The sequence below is a fragment of the Bartonella sp. B17 genome (genome assembly GCF_053795755.1).
Genome location: NZ_CP200032.1, coordinates 820,158 through 839,574 on the forward strand (window position 1 = coordinate 820,158; position 19,417 = coordinate 839,574).

Genomic DNA, 19,417 nt, shown 5'->3' on the forward strand with positions numbered 1-19,417 from the left:
AATAGATCTTAATAATTTGCAATCTTTAAGAATTTTAGAGTAAATTATTACAAAAACGTTGGATACGGGAGCAAGCTTCTTCAAGTAATTTTTCTGATGTTGCGTAAGAAATGCGAAACGCTGGTCCAAGTCCAAAAGCAGATCCATGAACAACAGCGACGGATTCTGCTTCTAAAAGAGCGAGTACAAAATCTTCATCATTCATGATAACTTTACCTTTAGGGGTCTTTTTTCCAATAAGTTCTGCACAAGAGGGGTAAACGTAAAAGGCACCTTCTGGTGTTGGGCAGTTAATGCCAAGAGCTTGATTTAACATGGAAACGACGAGATCCCGACGTGTTTGGAAGATACTTTTATTCTGAGCGATAAAATCTTGTGATCCATTGAGAGCCTCGACGGCTGCCCACTGAGAAATAGAACTTGTACCGGATGTTTGTTGTCCTTGAATGATATCCATGGCTTTAATTAATTGTTGTGGACCACCTGCATAGCCAATTCGCCAACCAGTCATGGCATAAGCCTTAGAAACACCGTTCATTGTAAGTGTGCGGTTGTAAAGTTCTGGTTCTACTTGAGCGGGAGTAACAAAAGTAAAATCCCCATATGTTAAATGTTCATATATATCGTCGGTAAGAATATGTACATGAGGATATTTCACTAAAACATCTGTTAACTTCTTTAATTCATCGTATGTATAAGCAGCACCTGATGGATTTGAAGGAGAATTAAAAATAAACCACTTAGTTTTGTTGGTGATAGCCGATTCTAGATCTTGTGGTTGAAGCTTATAAAAGAATTCAGCTTTCGTCTCTACAAAGATGGATGTTCCACCGTTAATGGCCACCATTTCTGGATAACTTACCCAATAAGGAGATGGAATAATAACTTCATCTCCTTTATTTAGAGTGGCCATCAGGGCATTAAAGAGGATCTGTTTACCTCCAGTACCAACAATAATTTGCTCTGGTTTATAAGTAAGATTATTTTCTCTTTTAAATTTTGCAGAAATTGCTTGGCGTAATTCTGGAATCCCAGATATCGGCGTGTATTTTGTCTCTCCACGTCGAATAGCTTCAATGGCAGCGTTTTTAATATTATCTGGTGTGTCAAAATCAGGTTCTCCAGCGCTTAAAGCAATAACATCTTGACCTAACGCTTTCAAATCACGCGCTTTTTGAGAAATAGCGATTGTTGCAGAAGGTTTGATATAAGAAAGCTTATCGGCGATAAGAGCCATAATTTAATTCCTCACACGATATAAGATAAGTAAACAATTGATGATTCAAAAATATTCTATAAAAGATTACGTTGTATGCAATAAAAAATTGCGAAAAAGCTTTTAAGAAATTTTATATCGTTATTTTTTTGAAATTTCATAGGAAAGCGGTTTTTGGTGATGATGAAAATTAAAAAAAGAACAAGGAGATTGTAGCAGTTCTTATGAAATTTTTGATATTATCTGATACATAAAATGCAATATTTTATGAAGATAAGCTCTATAATTGTAGAGAAAAAATCCTTATCAATAAGGATAAGGATTTTTTATATTTAGAAAATTTTAAATATTAAAGAGCTGCAAGGTTACCAGCGGCAAATTTCCCTGAGCGACGATCTTGAAGAACATCATAAGAAACCTTTTGTCCTTCTTTAAGATCACTTAAGCCAGAACGCTCAACGGCGGAAATGTGTACAAACACATCTGCGCTTCCGTCACTAGGCTGAATGAATCCGAAACCTTTTGTTGTGTTAAACCACTTAACTGTTCCTGTAGACATTGGAAACTCCTTGGAAATATATAATTAACGCGTGCTGAAAAAAATCAGCAAAAACCTTGATCGAAATTAGGTGGAGAAAGTCTCGTCAAAAGCATACGCTCTAAGCCGCGTATTGCACAGGGAAGAAAGTTACATAACCGAAAGTTCGACGGAATCTAAATAAAGATTTTTTAGATAAAAAGCAAGCCTTAATTTATATTTTTTGCAAAAAAAATATAAATACAAAATGTAGTAATACTAAAACTTTAAATCAAATAGCTTTGCAGTGAATGTACTTCAAGGTTGTTTTTTTTAAGTGCTTCTATGGCTTGTACTACAGCTTCAGCACCAGCTGTTGTTGTATAATAGGGGACTTTGTGCATAAGTGCTGCGTGACGCAATGATTTAGAATCTGAAATAGCACTGGCGGTATTCGTTGTATTAAAAATTAGTTGAATTTGTCGATTGCGGATTGCATCTTCAATATGAGGATGACCTTCTAGCACTTTGTTGATTTTTTCTGCTTTAATATTGTGCTCGGAGAGAAATTTTTGTGTTCCTGTTGTCGCTAAAACAGAAAAACCTATCTCCGTTAAACGTTTAACGGGGGTAAGAACGCGTTTTTTGTCTTCATCTCTGACAGAAACAAACAAAGTCCCTTCTTGTGGAAGCTCAACACCAGCTCCAAGCTGTGCTTTAGCAAAAGCAAGCGCAAATTCACAATCAAGTCCCATTACCTCACCAGTTGAACGCATTTCTGGTCCAAGGAGTGTGTCAACACCTGGAAAACGAGCAAAAGGAAAAACAGCTTCTTTTACAGCAATACGTTGTTTTTGTTTCTGAGATGGCAGTCCACCATAAGCCTGAAGGGCACTTTGGAGGGTTTCTCCTGCCATAATACGTGCAGCCATTTTAGCAATAGGGCGACCAATTGTTTTGGCAACAAATGGAACAGTTCTCGAAGCACGAGGATTTATTTCTAGAACATAAATCGTGTCATCTTTAATGGCATATTGCACATTCATAAAGCCGCGAATATGAAGTGCCTGCGCTAACGCTTTAGTTTGACGCTCTAATTCAGTGACTAATTTATGTGAAAGCGTATGTACTGGTAGGGAACACGCTGAATCTCCAGAGTGGATTCCTGCTTCTTCAATATGCTCCATAATGCCAACAACTAGCGTTTCTTTTCCATCACATAGACAATCAACGTCAACTTCAATTGCTTCTGTTAGATAGGTATCAAATAAAAGTGGATTTTTACCAAGCAATGTATTGATCTGGCTAGTTTTGTCATTGGGGTAACGAGCTTTAATATCTTCCGATACTAACTCAGGAACGATTTCAAGCAAATAATTTTGCAAGTTGCGTTCATCGCGGATAATTTGCATAGCACGTCCTCCTAGAACATAAGAAGGGCGTACAACCAATGGAAAACCTAATTCATGTGCGATGAGGCGTGCTTGTTCTATTGAATGAGCAACACCATTTTTGGGTTGTGTTAAATTAAGTTTGAATAACAATTTTTGAAATCGATCTCTGTCTTCTGCTAAATCAATAGCGTCAGGCGATGTTCCTAAGATGGGGATATTGTGTTTTTCTAGTGCACTTGCCAATTTTAATGGTGTTTGTCCTCCAAATTGAACAATGACTCCAATCAACTCACCTTTTTCTCGTTCTGTTTCTAAAATAGCGAGGACATCTTCTGTTGTTAAAGATTCAAAATAAAGACGGTCAGATGTATCATAGTCTGTTGAGACTGTTTCGGGATTACAATTAATCATGATGGCTTCAAAGCCTGCATCACGTAGTGCAAAAGCAGCATGACAGCAGCAATAATCAAACTCAATTCCTTGTCCAATGCGGTTTGGTCCTCCACCCAAAATAGCAATTTTTTTGCGTTCAGAAACTTGTGCTTCTGAGTGTTCTGCACCTGCAAAGGGTGTTTCATAGGTTGAATACATATATGCTGTGGGCGAAGAAAATTCAGCTGCACAAGTATCAATGCGTTTGAAAACATTCCTAACATTGAGGGATTTGCGTAAAGCCGCAATATCATCGGGTTCTTGTTGCGTAAGAGTGGCTAATCGCGCATCCGAAAATCCCATAGCTTTCAACATGCGCAGAGTTTCTGCGTCTTGGGGCAATCCATGTGTGCGGATGCGTTGTTCCATTTCAATGATGGAGGCTATTTGTTCTAAAAACCATGGATCAATTTTGCTTACTTGATGAATTTCATTCAATGGTAAGCCCATCCGCATTGCTTGGGCTATGTAGCGCAGACGATCAGGGCTTGGTATTGCAATGGCGGAGCGTATAGAATTTTTTTCATCACCTTCAGCGTGTTCAGGAATCATAATTTCATCAAGACCGGTAAGACCTGTTTCAAGTCCACGAAGCGCTTTTTGCAGTGATTCTTGAAAAGTGCGACCAATGGCCATTACTTCTCCTACAGATTTCATCGCAGTTGTTAAGACAGGTGATGAACCAGGAAATTTTTCGAAGGCAAAACGAGGAATTTTCGTAACAACATAGTCTATAGAGGGCTCAAATGATGCTGGTGTTACACCGCCTGTAATATCATTTCTTAACTCATCAAGTGTGTAGCCAACTGCTAATTTAGCTGCTATTTTGGCAATTGGAAAACCTGTTGCTTTTGAGGCAAGGGCTGAAGAGCGGGAAACGCGTGGATTCATTTCAATAACAATTAAGCGACCATTTTCAGGATTAACAGCAAATTGTACATTGGATCCTCCAGTTTCAACGCCAATTTCACGCAGTACTGCTATTGAAGCGTTACGCATACGTTGATATTCTTTATCAGTTAAGGTGAGGGCAGGAGCTACGGTGATGGAGTCGCCAGTATGGATACCCATAGGATCAATGTTTTCAATGGAACAGATAATGATACAGTTGTCATTTTTATCACGAACAACTTCCATTTCATATTCTTTCCATCCTAGGACACTTTCTTCAATCAAAACTTCTGTTGTTGGCGAAGCTTCAAGACCACGCTCAATAATTTCATAAAATTCAGAGCGATTGTAAGCAATTCCACCGCCTGTGCCACCAAGTGTAAATGAAGGACGGATAATGGCTGGAAGACCGATAATCTCAAGGGCTTGAACAGCTTTTGCAGTAGCATGTGCTATATAACGTTGTTTGCGATCAGTTTGTGTGAGATGCCAATCATTCTCAAGTTTTTTTAGCGCTTGATCAAGAGCATCGCCAGAAAACTTAGCTTTAAGTTCATTGCGTTTTTTTGCATATAGTTGCCGATCTTCTTCTTTGAGTTCAGTCGCATTGGCTAACATAGAGCGCGGTGTTTCCAAACCGATTTTTGCCATTGCCTTTCGAAACAAAGCGCGATCTTCAGCTTTATCAATAGCATCGGCATTTGCGCCTATCATTTCAATATTGTAGCGATCTAAAATGCCCATACGTTTTAATGATAAAGCGGTATTAAGTGCCGTTTGTCCTCCCATAGTTGGTAAAAGAGCATCTGGGCGTTCATGAGCGATAATTTTAGCCACTATTTCAGGAGTGATGGGTTCAATATAAGTTGCGTCAGCTAAATCTGGATCCGTCATAATGGTGGCGGGATTTGAATTAACTAGAATAATGCGGTAGCCTTCTTCTTTTAATGCCTTACAAGCTTGTGTGCCAGAATAGTCAAATTCACATGCCTGACCAATAACAATAGGTCCTGCTCCAATGATAAGAATAGATTTTATATCTGTGCGTTTTGGCATGTTTTTTCCTATAGCAAACATCTGTGCCTGCTACTGTAGCAGGCAGAGTATTTAAATTCTGAAGCTAAATATAATTTTATAAGTTAATAGACAAGAAAGTAAGCTATAAAATGCCTTTTTCCATGTTTTTTTTATAAAGTGGAAATTCAATGTGATGAGTAAAATAAGCTTGTTATTGGTGGCAAGTGAAAATTCTTTGATTGGGAACAAGTCTCTTAATGTATGATGGTAAATATAATGTGCGTGTTGCTTTTATTGTGTTTATCTTTTTAAACTTTTTTTGGTGATGCATCCTTTGATTATACAGTATATTTGTGGATAGCTGAGGGAATAGTTTTAAAACGATATGTTTTGAAAATTTTATGTCAGAATACATTATGCCCAGAATTTAACAGGGTTTCTTGAAAGTGATGATATTATATTGTACGGAGCATTAAATGTGCATAATAAAATTGGTCATAGTGCTTTTGAATGCTGATAATCCCCATATCTTCTTTTTAAGATCTTGCTTATGATTTATTCAGTTAATCAATAGATTTTTAAAAGTATAAATCGTCATTTTGAATATTGCATAAGATCCATTGGAATATTTTGTTACTTTAAACATTTCCATTTTTAGTTAGCAAAGATTGTTTAATAGCAAAACAATGAAGCAGTTGATTATCAGTATTACAAAGTATTTTTAGAATAAATTCATTATACGGTTGCTGAACTATTTAAATGCAAAAATAAGAGTGGAGTATTCGGGGTGAGGCAATACATGACAGAGCTGGTTTATCCCTTCATAAATATAAATAATAGTGGTGCTCAGTGAGTTTTGCGTTATCCCTCATGAGCAAATGTTAGGGAGTGAGATTTAAGGGTAAGAAAAAATTGATCTTTAAAGAAAATTAATGAATTAAAATAGATAAATGGCGCAATATTATTTACATAATATGAAAAGTAAATTTTATTACAGTTATATGAAAAATAATATTTAGTATTATTATAATATTATTTATCATTTAGAAGTAAATAAAATAGTATATATTATTATATATTATAACTTAAATAAAATTTATTATAATTATTCTTCATAATTTACCTAAATATTTTACTTAGTTAATGGGAAAGGATATTAAGGTATCTCTTTGTAGAAAAAGGAAAATTACTTGTGACTTATTCAGTGATGCAATTTTGTCTTGTCATTGGCGATTTTTTTATTCGTTACGGTCATTACTCTATTTTGCTTCTCTCTGATTATTCGTTTTGTTGTTGATAATTTCATATGTGTTATAGCACAGAGCTATTTTTTCTGTTTGTTTAGCATCTTTATAGGGATAAGTGATAGCGAGTTCTATAATTTGTATGGCTTATCTTGCTGATGTATCTAATGATAAGATATGCACGTACAATTTTAGCATGTTGAGAATTGTACTTAGATTAGTTTTTTAAGTTTGCTTATTGGTGGTTTGTTGTAGTCAGTTGATTCTTCATATCCCGTTTAATTTTGCGACTGGTTTTTCATTCATTAATTTTATTTTTGCGTGTACAATGCCTCTTGAGTATTTTTATGCACTTATGCGTGATAGCTTTCAGCGCAAATACTCAAGAGAAATTGCAGGGAACTATGGTGTTCGTTGTTTCATTTAATTAAAATATTTGATCCTATTTTTTATATGCTTTTTTGAATAATTTACAAACAAAGATGTGGTGTTTTATCTTTTGTGCTCTTTTGTAGAAAGTCTCTGTGTGCTTGTTATTACGACGGTAATTTTGAGCTTACAAGTGCACTACTCTTTTATAATTTTAAGGGAGAATATCTTATCTAAGATAATTCAAAAGTAAAATGAAGCTCGTGACTCTATAATCAAGATAAGTGGTTTTGCTACGAAAAGCAACAGCTTCTATGCAAAACGTGTGTTTATGCGCAAAAAGGTTGAGTTTTTGAAAAAACAAACACAAAAATTTTTTGATTAAGTTGTTTTTTTATAATCTAGAATGAGATTGAAAAAACGTTGAAAGAGATAGTGACTATCTTGTGGTCCAGGAGAAGCTTCAGGATGGTGTTGAACAGAGAAAATTGGCTTTCCGATAATCCGAATACCGCAATTCGAGCCATCAAAGAGGGAAATATGTGTTTCTTCAACATGCTTTGGTAAAGATGCAGTGTCTACTGTAAAACCATGATTCATTGATACAATTTCAACTTTTCCAGTGATAAAGTCTTTAACAGGATGATTGGCACCATGGTGTCCTTGATGCATTTTGATGGTTTTGGCTCCAACAGAAAGAGCAAGAAGCTGGTGTCCAAGACATATGCCAAAAATTGGTATATTACTCTCAATGAGTGCTTGGATGGTTGGAACAGCATAATTAGCTGTAGCCGCTGGATCTCCTGGTCCATTGGAAAGGAAAATGCCATCAGGCTTCATTGTAAAAATTTCCTCTGCAGTTGTATCTGCTGGCACAATGGTTATGCGTGCACTTTGTGCAGCCATGAGGCGGAGAATATTGCGCTTAATACCATAGTCAATCGCGACAATATGAAAGTTGTGCACGTCATTTGTGCTATAGCCTTTATCCCAAATCCATGGCTTTTCGTTCCACTCTCTCGATTGTTTTGACGCTGCTTCTTTTGCAAGATCAAGATTAATGAGACCTGTCCATTTTTGTGCGCGTTTTTTTAGAGCATTGATATCAAAATTTCCATCTGGGTCATGAATGATGACGCCATTTGGTGCTCCTTTTTCACGAATAAGGACTGTCAATGCTCGTGTGTCAATGCCACAAAGCGCAATGATTTTACGTGCTTTAAGCCATTGATTAAGATTTTTATTTGCACGGTAATTGGAGGGATGAGTAATGTCTGCTTTAAAAATAGCACCGACTGCTCCATGGCAATTAAGGGGGATGAGATCTTCAATATCTTCATTATTTGTACCTACATTTCCGATGTGAGGAAAAGTGAAGTTAATGATTTGTTGTTTATATGATGGATCTGTAAGAATCTCTTCGTAGCCTGTCATGGCTGTGTTAAAACATACTTCTGCTTCAGCAATACCTGTCGCACCCGCTCCTTTGCCCTGAATAACTGTTCCATCAGCTAACACTAAAAGAGCTGTAGGCCTGCTTGCACTCCAAGGATTGGGAGATAGGATCGTTTGTGTCATAGTGCGTGCGCTTACAATTTATTATCTTATCATCTGAAAGGTACAATGATCAATGTTACACAGAAAACACAACTATAACAGATGTTGTATATTGTTTATTGCAATGTTTCCCTTGAAGAAGGAAGTATAAGTATATTCTACTAAGAGGTAAAGTCTTGTTTTAATATTTTTTAAGACGATATTAATCATTTTAAAGAAATTGGCTCTTCAATAGACAAAAGATTCATAAAATTTAATGAAGATAAATCAAAAGCCTTTTCTCTTAAAGGTATGAACATTGTTACTTTAAGTGAAGAAGAGTTATTCAATAAAAGAATAAATGATTACAAAACATTACGTCAAGCTATGGAAGACTATAAAAAAATTCTACAGAACCGTTAACAGTTTTGGTTCTTATTACAATATAATTGGTTATCATTTAACTGAACAGCAAAAATAAAGCGGGCAAAAGAAACTGTATTTTATGATCATTCACTCCTAGCTACCCACTTTTACATGATAAAATGGAAAGGATTACCGTAAATAGTAGCGTTTTCATAAGTTTTAGCATTATAAAAAAACAACAATATCCGTTATGTGATAAATTTTTTCAGATTCTATGTATCCCCCTAAATCGTATCCCCCTAAATCTCTTTTCTTTACACTTAAAAAATCAGTAATTGCTTTTATTCGATAACGTATTTAGTCATCGATATAAATTATATCATCGGTTAAGACATTTTTTTCAAAAAAGGTTCTATATAACGTTTAACTCCAATTTATGCATTATACACGACCATAATATTATGCTTTCAGCTAATTTCTTTAAATGATAATGTGATCTCATTTTACCTGTGATTGCATTTTCATACATTTTATCTGATAAAAAGTGCTTGAATAATGTGAAGAGTTGGCATGTATTTATTCCCATAGGAAATTGAGTAGCGTGGCATTGGTGAAGACAAAACAAAAGGAAATGGCAGTCATCTGTGACTTTCTTTCTCTCTGTTTATTAAGAGGGGAAATTGAACAATTTTTTTATAAAGTTTTGATACAAGCAAAGGTTAAAGAGCAGCGTGGTATGGTATGTGATAAGCGTTGGTAAGCAGTAAGGTTATTGTTGTGGTTCAACAGAAAAAATGAATTTCTCTAAGGTGCGTCATAATCTGTATGAAAAATTGCAATAAATCTTCAATATTAGAAGCTTATGAAGTGTATAGAGTGTGGAGGGGGAATGTTAATAAGCAATATTTATGGAACAACAATAATAGTCTAAGGTAAGCAAACTTGTAATTTTTTTGCTGAACAATAAATAAAGCATTTATTCTCTGTTATTCATTATGCTCTTTAATTTGTGTTTTCCATTGATGCAGGGGTTATTTTGTACAACGGTGAAGCTGCTAAAAATAATTCAGTTAGTAATAATGGTTGGCCGGCTAGTCGTAGACGAGAACGGCGTGCCCACAGTGTATTTTGTCGGCCGATATGAATATAATCACGGGTTAGTTTATCACTACTGAATAAATATCGCCCTAGTGGTGTAGTGCCCAAATGCATTAGGGCTTGATTGTGATAAAAAAGAGTTTCTTGCGGGATCACAGTGCGTCCGATAAGCCAAGGTTGATTGTCTCCCATCAGTATAACCTCACGTAGCCAGTAACGTGAAGTTTTTGGCAGATGTTCAGCTTCTTCCTTCAGTTTATCTTGCGTAATAAAACCTTCACGTTGTGGTTCGACACGTATACAAGTGCAGTGAGTTTCAAATCGACGGGTCATGGATCCCTCTTCCATTAACCAATCATTGACATCAGCTGGAATTGGAAGATCTTGATCTGATAACCATTTAAGAGGTGGCAAGATAGAATCTTTAAGATCAGGTGTCATCTCGTTCCATATCTAAACCGTATTGCATGTACTCTGTGGGATGATAAAAATAGACATTCTTATTTTAGTACAAAAATATAAATGCAGCAAGATTCTAAATGGAAAAATACAAAATAGAAGCGGAATATTCTCTTTTAAAGAGCTATATTTGCATTTCCTGCTCGTAGAAGGATAACTCTATTTTTATCAATTCTGGTTATCAGTAGGGTGCATTGTAGTAAAATTCTATATTAAAAAAGATACTCTTTGAGAGAAAATTAAAAAACAAACCAATGCTGTGCAAATACAGCGCAAAAATTGTTAAAGATCATTTTGCTCAATATGGTAATTAAAAAGCTCGGGGTAGCGCATATCACTATTTTCTATTGGTAATGTTTACAATGCTTAAAATCATAACAGAAATATTTCAAACGTTCCAAAATACGAGGAGGGTATTTTTAATAAACGAAGAGGTGTCCTATATATATAAAAATGCAGGAGCCAATCAGACCTAAAACGGGATAGCTAAGCCAGCCAGCAAAATGAATGCTGAAAAAGCCAGAAAGAAAATTAGCAAATGCTGCTCCAATAATTCCTAAGACGATATTTAAAAATACTTTTGTTTGGTTTTTCGTAAAATATTTTGCACCCCAACCTACTAGACCACCAAGAATAATAGCTGTAATCCAACCAATGTTTACATCTTCCATTATCTTTTCCTTTATCTGAACCTGATTTGCTACTCCCAACTAGGGTAATCTTTATAAAGGTCAAGATTTTTTATTTTTTTATTTAAGAAGATATTATTGTTATTAAAAAATATTACAATTTTTATTTTACTATTTTAAAATAATGAAAATATATTATAATTTTAGTGTAAAGTTAATTAAATAATAAATTATATATTTATAGTTTTACTTATGATAATAAGAAGTAATTAAGTTAATACTTTTTTCGTAAAAAAATGTTTTTGCTTAACTCTTTATAGAATGTTGTGAAGACTAAATTTGTGAAAACATTAATACAAATGCAATTATAATTCGAAAAATATTTGTATCTCTCATGACATCATTTTTTATTTTAAAGTTATGACTTTGCTGTCTGCTGTTCAGAAGGATTACGTAGGCGGGAGCTTTTAAGTAATCCCTGTGCTTCTAAGATTGGATAAATCATTGAGGTTAGAAGGGAGTTAATCTGTTTCAGATCGCGTACGGTGTCAAGATGCAGACTAGAGGACTCAGCGTTTTTGAGATCACCTTCACGAAGACGTTTAAAATGCTTCAGACTCATCTCTTTTTCTAAATTTCGAAGCTGATCTTTTTTTTGTACCAATAAATGCGCAGTGTGTGTGTCACGCGAGACAAGAACATTAAATGCGATATGCGCATTGGCTAAAACAATGGCGTGAAAACGAAGTAGATCATTCCATCCGTCTTTGCTGAATTGTAAGCTTTTTTGTTGTTTCTTTTTAACCAGCGTAAGCATATTATGAATGATAATATTTCCTGCTTGATCTAATTTTATACAAGCGCCTAAAAGCTCTTGTGTTTGAAAAGCTTCTTCATCGGATAATTTTTGCCTCGCTAGTCGTGCAAGATAAAGTTTGATTGCGGTATGCTTTTTGTCCAAAATGGTGTTCAGTTGATTGAGCTCACATATGATGTCAGGATCAGGTTTTTCATAAAGTTCCATGATTTTTTCTAGCATGATGTCCACAAGATCACAAATATGAATGACTTCACGCATAACGTTAGAAAGTGCTAAAGTTGGACATTCAATAACACTATCATCAAGAGCTGTTTGATCAGATAAATTAATAATTTTATGAGTTTGTGTTTTTTTTATACTGACATGAATGATTTTCGTTGTCAGTTTTAAAACCCATTTTGATAATGGTATTCCAGCAAAGAGAGTGAAAACATTAAAGATGATATGGGCATTAATGACTTGAGTAGGAGCATCATTACCAAGCCATGTAATTGACGGCTTAAAGGAGAGGAATAAGATAAGGATAAAAATTGAACCAGCACCGCGCATGAGTAAATTGCCTAATGGGACAATGCGTGTGTTCGGAGAGGCGTTACGTGTTAAAAGTGGCGCTATGAAAGATGAGCCAAAATTAACGCCAAGAACCATTATGACACATAATTGAGCATGGATAAGGTCATAATTAGCAAAATTGACCAGTAAAATAATTCCAGCGATGGATGAATGCAAGAGATAGGTCAATATCGCTGCTAACAAAAAAGAGGAAATAGGATCAGTTGAAAGATAGCCAATGATGCTAGGCAAAATTACACTATCACGTAAAGGTTCTGTGGCAGCGCTTGTCATTTGTAAAGACAAAACCAAAAGGCCAATACCGATGACGATGCGTCCTATTTGACGCCAATTACGTTTTTCAGTTGCCATGAAAATAAAAGTGCCAATTAAAAGACATAGTGGCACAACAATAGTGAGGTTATAGGAGAGAATTTTTGTAACTAATGCCGACCCTAATTCTCCTCCACGAACAGCCATAAGTCCTGCCAAACTAGAGACAAAACCAGAATCAACAAAAGAACCAACAAGGAGTGTTACTGCTGTAGAGCTTTGTAAGATCATTGCTGTAAAAAATCCAAAATTTACAGCAAAAAACGGATTGGACATAATGTAGCGCATTTTAAGTTTTAGCCTATCTCCATAGGCGCGTTCAACTCCTGTACGCACCATGCGTGTAGCCCAAAGAAGTAAGGAAATAGCCCCTGCAAGATGAAGGAGTACCAATGAACCATTCATGATACTTTTTTCTCTCTATTGTTATGGATATGGGTTTATCTAAAAATTGTTAACATGATGGTTTATCATTTCACCTCTTTTCAAATGCATGCATAATATCATAGCCGCTTGGATTTTGAAAAACTTTTAGACCAAAACTGGGAAGAATGGAATAAAGGTGGTCAAAAATATCAGATTGAATTCGTTCATAATCCGACCAGACTATCGTGTTAGTAAAGCAATAAATTTCTAAAGGTAAGCCATTTGGTGTAGGAGGTAATTGTCTCACTAAGAGAGTTGCGTTCTGTTTAATGTATAGATGCTGTCCTAGATAAGCTAAAATATAAGCGCGAAAGGTTCCAATATTGGTTAGACGGCGCTTATTAGCTAATATGTTATGGTTTCTGTCTAATTGAGCGTTCCATTCATTAATTTGCGGTATTTTTTGCGCAAAGTAATTTTCTAACAAATTAAATCGGGAGAGATATTTTTGCTCTTCTTCTGTATGAAAACGAATACTTAACTGATCGATAAATAAGGATCGTTTGATACGTCTTCCACCTGATTCTTGCATTCCACGCCAATTTTTAAAAGAATTGGTTACAAGCTTACGAATAGGGACTGTGGTGATTGTTTTATCAAAATTTTGAACTTTGACGGTATGAAGTGCAATTTCAATGACATCACCATCTGCATTGAGATCAGGGATTTCAATCCAGTCGCCTACACGAACCATATCGGTGGATGAAATTTGAATACCCGCAACAAGAGAAAGCAGCGTATCTTGAAAAATCAACATGAGAACTGCTGCCATTGCACCAAGACCGGAGAAAAGAATAATAGGTGAGCGATCAAGCAATGTAGCTACCATTAAGACTGCAGCGATAGCAAAAAGAGCAACTTTAGCGATTTGAATATAACCTTTTATTGGTCTCAGTCGTGCTGCTGGTCGTTGTTGGTAAAGTGTATTAACGACATTGAGAAAAGCAGAAATTGCTAAAGCAACGACAAAAATAATGAAGGAGTTAGAAACATTGCGGATAATGATGCTGAATGTTTCAGGCAATGCAGAAATAAAATGAGAACCGATTGAGAGAATAAAAGCTGCGACAATATTTGCTATGTAACGAATGATTTGCTCAATATCAGTGGTTGTATCTTCGGGGAGAAACAAAGAAAGCCGCTTTGTTCCATGAATGAGCATATTTCGTACTAATACATTGACTAAAAATATTGCGAAAGTAAGAATAATGAGCCAACAAATAGATTCTAACCACGGATATTGCACAAGAAATTCAGTCACTTTCGCTATCTCCATTTTTAAATTTTTATCTCCATTTTTAAATTATATAGTTTAATATATAATGTGCAGTTGATCTTTTAAAATTTTTAAATCATTTAAAATGAAGCATTGGAATTATGCTCTAAAGCCGTTAAACATGCAAAAAAGAATTTTACAACTCTGTGAGAGATAATGCGTTTTCCGTCTGATTTCCTTGATGAGATTCGTACCAGATTACCAATTTCAATGGTTATTGGCAAAAGGGTGACATTTGATTCCCAAAAAAGCAAGCCTTCACGGGGAGATTTCTGGTGTTGTTGTCCATTTCATGGCGAAAAAACGCCAAGTTTTCATTGTGATGATCATAAAGGCCGTTATTATTGTTTTGGCTGTGGTGTGAGTGGTGATATTTTTACTTTCCTTTGCGAACTTGATGGGTTGCGTTTTTCAGAAAGTGTAGAGCGTTTGGCTGATTTGGCTGGAGTGAAATTGCCTGTCTTTGATTCACAAAGTCATAAACGTCAAATGGAAAAAACTAACCTTTATGATGTTATGAAAACAGCCACGGATTTTTTTCAATATAGCTTAAAAGATAAGGGAGGTGAGCAGGCACGTCGTTATCTTAGTGAGCGTGGTATAACGCCAAAACTTGCAGAACGCTTTCGGATTGGCTTTGCTCCAATTAGGCGTACAGCTTTGAAAGAAGCTTTAAGTGCACGCGGTATCTCAATAAAACAAATGGAAGATTGTGGGCTTCTTAAATTGAGTGAAGGAAGTGCGGTTTCTTATGACCGATTTAGAAATCGTATTATATTTCCTATTGAAGATTTACGAGGGCGCGTAGTGGCTTTTGGAGGGCGTGCGTTAGATAAGAATACACCAGCAAAATACCTTAATAGCCCTGAAACCATACTATTTCATAAAGGAAACATTCTTTACAATGCAGCAGCTGCACGTAAAAATAGCTGCTTAGTTGGTGATGGTGATAACAAAGTCCGTTCATTGCTCGTTGTTGAAGGTTATATGGATGTGATCGCGTTGACTAAAGCTGGTTTTGAAGGGGTAGTGGCGCCTTTGGGTACAGCTTTAACAGAAGCGCAAATTCGGCTTTTATGGCAGATGGGAGCTGAACCAATTTTATGCTTTGATGGGGATGATGCTGGTTTAAAAGCGGCTTTTCGTGCTGCGGATCGTGTACTGCCTTTTTTAAAGGCGGGAGTGTCTGTACGTTTTGTTTTGTTGCCACAAGGCAAAGATCCTGATGAAGTTATTTGCTCTGGTGGTGCAGAACTTTTTAATAGTTTTTTGCAAAAGTCAATTTCGCTCATTGAGCTTTTGTGGTGGCGTTCTACCTCTGGGAGGAATTTTGAAACTCCAGAAGCACGAGCAGCATTGGAAAAACAACTGAAACAGCAAATTTTTACGATTAAGGATGAAGATATTCGCCGTTATTATTTGCAGGATGTAAAAAAACGACTTTTTGATTTTTTTCGTCCATCTTTTCCAAAAAAGAAAGGTGCAGGGCGGTATGACCAAAACCAAAAAAATAAGATATTTAAAAATCAATCTTTTTCTGCTTTGGAAAGTTCCAATATAGTTCGCAACTCATCACATTTCATTCCTTTACGTGAAGCGGTTATTTTGCTCATCTTAGCGCATTATCCTGAATTATGGTATGAAAATTTTGAAGTTCTTAGTGAATTAGAGCTACACAATGCGCAATTAATTAGCTTTCATCAATCGATGCTGGAAATTCTCGGGAATCAGCAGCTTCATAATCAAGAAAAAATGGTTGCACTCTTGGAAAAAAGGGGGCAAAAAGCTCTTTTAGAGCGTATGAAAAATCTCGTAAAAAATGTTGGTATGAATATCATTTTTGCTGAGGGGCCTATAGAAGATATCCGTACTGTATTAAAACAAGCTGTCTACTTGCATCTTCAAGAATACCACCTACATAAGAGATTGCAAGATGTTGAAGAGCAACTCGTGGAGAATCCTAAGAGTGAGGTTTTTGATTTGCTTCGTGAAATAAAAGTTGAGCTAGAGCAAATGCAAGCAACAGAAGCTTTGATTGAAGGGTTTGGAAGTTGGTTTAATGAAAAAATAGATGGGAATAAGCAAGACGGAATAAAATGATTCGCTTTTTGGGAGCGAATCAGTCACCTAAGCTAGGTATGAGGAATGTTATGTAGCGTGTCATTTTTGTAGAAGTGACAGTTGAATTTTAGGAAAAGCGGGAAATTGGTTCTTATTATATTGTGCAGAGATTTTCTCAAAAAGGCTGAGAGGTATTGGGGAAGCTTCTGGAGTTTTTCCGTGTTTTTGTGTAAGAAGAGCGTGTACATATGTACTCTTTGTATTTCTTTCAATAAAGCTTTCCTTTAAGGATAATATATTGCGAGAAATTTTTGATATGCTAAGTAAGAATGCAAAAAAACTGGTCACATAGAAGCTGGGTAAGTGATCAAGTGGAGTGAACGGTATGGCAACAAAAATTAAACAGAAATACAATACGGAAGTAACGAGCCAAGCGAGTCTAGATCGTCCTCTTCTTGATTTTTCTGATGATGCCATCAAGAAAATGGTAAAACTCGCCAAAAAAAATGGTTACGTGACGATGGATGAATTGAATGCAGTTCTTCCTTCTGAAGAGGTCACGTCGGAACAAATTGAAGATATCTTGGCGATGTTTTCTGAGATGGGCATTAATGTTGTGGACGATGAGGATGAAGTCGAGTCTGAGCATTATGAAGAAGAAGCTGCTATAGAAGGTGGTGATTTAGTAGAGGCTACTAACTACGCAGTTGCAACAACATCTAAGCGTGAAGTAGCAGATTCTACAGATGATCCAGTGCGCATGTATTTGCGTGAAATGGGAGCTGTTGAGCTGCTTTCACGGGAAGGTAAAATCGCTATTGCTAAGCGTATTGAAGCAGGGCGTGAAACAATGATTGCGGGGCTTTGTGAGAGTCCTTTAACTTTTCAAGCCCTCATCATATGGCGTGAAGAACTAAAAGAGCAGCGTATTCTTCTTCGTGAAATTATTGATCTTGAAATGACTTATGCTGGTCCAGAAGCTAAACAAGCTCCTGTTCTTGAGCGAAGTGAAATTGAAAAACTAAAAGAGGAAAAGTCATCTTCTGGAGTCCATGATATGGAGGACTTTGTGGGAGATCTAGGTCTTGATGAAGATGAAGATGAAGATGATGAAGCCAATTTATCGCTTGCTGCAATGGAAAATGAGCTATGTCCTCAGGTTATGAAGACATTAGATTTTATTGCTGACACTTATGTAAAATTGCGAAAATTACAAGATCAGCAGGTTGAGAGCAGTTTGGCAGAGCATAAAGAGGGGGGACTTTCACCTTCTCAGAAGAAGAAATATATTCAATTAAAGGGAGAATTGGTTCAAGCAGTAAAATCTCTTTCTTTGAACCAAAATCGTATTGAAGCTTTGGTTGAGCAGCTTTATGATATCAATAAGAGGTTGATTCATAATGAAGGTAAGCTGAAGAGGCTTGCCAATAATTATGGCGTTAGTCATGAAGGTTTTTTAAAAGAATACCAAGGCCGTGAATTGGATGCGGATTGGGTTAATTATATTGCGACTTTGTCAGGGCGTGGTTGGAAAGAATTTTCAACGTGTGAAGCTAAGGAAATTCAAAGGCTGCGCAGCGAAATACAAAATCTTGCACAAGAAACTGCAATTTCAATTGGTGAGTTTCGTCGGATTGTTACGCAGGTACAAAAAGGTGAGCGCGAATCAACTATTGCTAAAAAAGAAATGGTGGAAGCCAATTTGCGTCTCGTGATTTCAATTGCAAAAAAATATACCAATCGTGGTTTACAGTTCCTTGATTTGATACAAGAGGGTAATATTGGTTTGATGAAGGCTGTGGATAAGTTTGAATATCGGCGTGGATATAAGTTTTCAACTTATGCCACGTGGTGGATTCGTCAAGCAATTACACGCTCAATTGCTGATCAGGCACGCACCATTCGTATTCCTGTTCATATGATTGAAACAATTAACAAAATTGTTCGTACGTCGCGCCAAATTTTACATGAAATTGGGCGTGAGCCTACATCAGAAGAATTATCCAGCAAACTTTCTATGCCACTAGAAAAAGTGCGCAAAGTGCTTAAAATTGCAAAGGAACCGATTTCATTAGAAACACCTGTTGGTGATGAAGATGATTCACATTTGGGTGATTTTATTGAGGATAGGAATGCATTATTGCCAATTGACGCAGCTATTCAGGCAAATTTGCGTGATACAACAACTCGTGTACTTGCTTCGTTAACACCACGTGAAGAACGTGTTTTGCGGATGCGTTTTGGTATAGGAATGAATACTGATCATACGTTAGAAGAAGTTGGTCAACAATTTTCTGTTACGCGGGAGCGTATTCGCCAAATTGAAGCGAAGGCTCTCCGTAAATTGAAACATCCAAGTCGCTCACGAAAATTGCGTAGTTTCCTCGATTCTTAGACAATATAATAATAATGTGATCGCACTTTTTAAAAGTGCGTCCTAGAGTGGTGGATATGAACAAAAGATATATCATAGAGTTTTCTAGTGTTTTTTAAGGAAATAGAAAATTGAGAAAGGCTCTTTTTTCTTTGATGTTTGCACTATGGTTTATAGGGTACAATAGGGGAATATTTACTAATTTTAAAAAAAAGATAAACGATATCTAAAGCATTATTTTGTGCGCATCAGCGTGTTTGTTGGCAAAGATGATAACTAAGAGTACTTTAAAAACCATCAATTTTTAGTGGAGTGGTAAGGTTTTTTCTTGTTTCTAATTATCTACAGAAGTGTCTTGTGTTGAATATGTGGGGAGATGAAAAACCTCGTTTACAGTGTTTTGTTTC

At 36.1% G+C, this 19,417-nt stretch carries 11 protein-coding genes; 3 read left to right on the forward strand and 8 right to left on the reverse strand.

Annotated elements, in window-relative coordinates:
- Window positions 1-34 precede the first annotated feature (34 nt).
- The 4 genes from V4B18_RS03615 to carA all read right to left on the reverse strand — a co-directional run bounded on the left by V4B18_RS03615 (window position 35) and on the right by carA (window position 8,658).
- Window positions 35-1,237 (reverse strand): pyridoxal phosphate-dependent aminotransferase, encoded by a 1,203-nt coding sequence (locus V4B18_RS03615; protein WP_455476454.1) that lies wholly within the window; start codon window positions 1,235-1,237, stop codon window positions 35-37.
- 328 nt (window positions 1,238-1,565) lie between these two features.
- Entirely contained in the window at window positions 1,566-1,775 is a 210-nt protein-coding gene (locus V4B18_RS03620; protein WP_455476455.1) for a cold-shock protein, read from the reverse strand.
- Window positions 1,776-2,020: 245 nt separating this feature from the next.
- Window positions 2,021-5,506: a carbamoyl-phosphate synthase large subunit gene (carB, locus tag V4B18_RS03625; RefSeq protein ID WP_455476456.1), complete on the reverse strand. Its 3,486-nt coding sequence runs from the start codon at window positions 5,504-5,506 to the stop codon at window positions 2,021-2,023.
- A 1,955-nt stretch (window positions 5,507-7,461) separates the two neighbouring features.
- Window positions 7,462-8,658, reverse strand: coding sequence for a glutamine-hydrolyzing carbamoyl-phosphate synthase small subunit (gene carA, locus V4B18_RS03630; protein WP_455476457.1), 1,197 nt, complete (start codon window positions 8,656-8,658; stop codon window positions 7,462-7,464).
- A gap of 925 nt (window positions 8,659-9,583) precedes the next feature.
- On the opposite strand from carA, the gene V4B18_RS03635 reads away from it, so the two are divergent.
- On the forward strand, window positions 9,584-9,742 hold the full coding sequence (locus V4B18_RS03635) for a hypothetical protein (protein ID WP_455476458.1): 159 nt from the start codon (window positions 9,584-9,586) through the stop codon (window positions 9,740-9,742).
- 242 nt (window positions 9,743-9,984) lie between these two features.
- Here V4B18_RS03635 and ubiC read toward each other — a convergent pair whose 3' ends face one another.
- From ubiC to V4B18_RS03655, 4 genes are all read right to left on the reverse strand, one after another.
- Entirely contained in the window at window positions 9,985-10,521 is a 537-nt protein-coding gene (ubiC, locus tag V4B18_RS03640) for a chorismate lyase (RefSeq protein ID WP_455476459.1), read from the reverse strand.
- 437 nt (window positions 10,522-10,958) lie between these two features.
- The gene (locus V4B18_RS03645) at window positions 10,959-11,210 is read right to left on the reverse strand and encodes a GlsB/YeaQ/YmgE family stress response membrane protein (protein WP_455476460.1); all 252 of its coding nucleotides are present in this window, start codon (window positions 11,208-11,210) and stop codon (window positions 10,959-10,961) included.
- A gap of 376 nt (window positions 11,211-11,586) precedes the next feature.
- A complete protein-coding gene (locus tag V4B18_RS03650) occupies window positions 11,587-13,278 on the reverse strand; it encodes a Na/Pi cotransporter family protein (protein WP_455476461.1) in 1,692 nt (563 codons plus the stop codon).
- Between the two features lie 70 nt (window positions 13,279-13,348).
- Complete coding sequence (locus tag V4B18_RS03655; protein WP_455476462.1) at window positions 13,349-14,560, reverse strand: mechanosensitive ion channel family protein; 1,212 nt, start codon at window positions 14,558-14,560, stop codon at window positions 13,349-13,351.
- Window positions 14,561-14,731: 171 nt separating this feature from the next.
- On the opposite strand from V4B18_RS03655, the gene dnaG reads away from it, so the two are divergent.
- Window positions 14,732-16,675: a DNA primase gene (gene dnaG / locus V4B18_RS03660; RefSeq protein ID WP_455476463.1), complete on the forward strand. Its 1,944-nt coding sequence runs from the start codon at window positions 14,732-14,734 to the stop codon at window positions 16,673-16,675.
- A gap of 346 nt (window positions 16,676-17,021) precedes the next feature.
- Complete coding sequence (rpoD, locus tag V4B18_RS03665) at window positions 17,022-19,031, forward strand: RNA polymerase sigma factor RpoD (protein ID WP_455476464.1); 2,010 nt, start codon at window positions 17,022-17,024, stop codon at window positions 19,029-19,031.
- The last annotated feature ends 386 nt before the right edge of the window (window positions 19,032-19,417 follow it).

What these genes read in the sequence shown, in the direction of transcription:
- V4B18_RS03615 (WP_455476454.1), bottom strand. Translation starts at nt 1,237, where the DNA reads ATGGCTCTTATCGCCGATAAGCTTTCTTATATCAAACCTTCTGCAACA.
- V4B18_RS03620 (WP_455476455.1), bottom strand. Translation starts at nt 1,775, where the DNA reads ATGTCTACAGGAACAGTTAAGTGGTTTAACACAACAAAAGGTTTCGGA.
- carB (WP_455476456.1), bottom strand. Translation starts at nt 5,506, where the DNA reads ATGCCAAAACGCACAGATATAAAATCTATTCTTATCATTGGAGCAGGA.
- carA (WP_455476457.1), bottom strand. Translation starts at nt 8,658, where the DNA reads ATGACACAAACGATCCTATCTCCCAATCCTTGGAGTGCAAGCAGGCCT.
- ubiC (WP_455476459.1), bottom strand. Translation starts at nt 10,521, where the DNA reads ATGACACCTGATCTTAAAGATTCTATCTTGCCACCTCTTAAATGGTTA.
- V4B18_RS03645 (WP_455476460.1), bottom strand. Translation starts at nt 11,210, where the DNA reads ATGGAAGATGTAAACATTGGTTGGATTACAGCTATTATTCTTGGTGGT.
- V4B18_RS03650 (WP_455476461.1), bottom strand. Translation starts at nt 13,278, where the DNA reads ATGAATGGTTCATTGGTACTCCTTCATCTTGCAGGGGCTATTTCCTTA.
- dnaG (WP_455476463.1), top strand. Translation starts at nt 14,732, where the DNA reads ATGCGTTTTCCGTCTGATTTCCTTGATGAGATTCGTACCAGATTACCA.
- rpoD (WP_455476464.1), top strand. Translation starts at nt 17,022, where the DNA reads ATGGCAACAAAAATTAAACAGAAATACAATACGGAAGTAACGAGCCAA.